Genomic DNA, 258 nt, shown 5'->3' with positions numbered 1-258 from the left:
CCTGCAGTTAAAACTGTCGCAATAAATAAGTATGTAGTCCAGCTTTGATCTGTTATTAATTGTCCACCTGCTATATTATTAAAGCCATAAGACATCCCAATGGCTTGTATGAATGCGAGAATGATTGTAAAGTATCGAGTGAATTGAGCTGATTTCTTACGGCCCATTTCTCCTTGCTTTGCCCATTCCGAAAATTTAGGTATAACGTCCATTTGTAGTAATTGTACTATGATGGAAGCTGTAATATATGGTGTAATA

At 36.0% G+C, this 258-nt stretch carries 1 pseudogene; it reads right to left on the bottom strand.

The annotated features are described in order from the left end of the window. Positions 1–258 (bottom strand): annotated as a pseudogene (locus SB775_RS31225) (preprotein translocase subunit SecY); the annotation flags it as partial.

It is taken from the genome of Peribacillus sp. SIMBA_075 (genome assembly GCF_046534585.1).
Note: the sequence above shows the minus strand (reverse complement) of the source record. Positions and strands in the feature narration are given on the sequence as shown.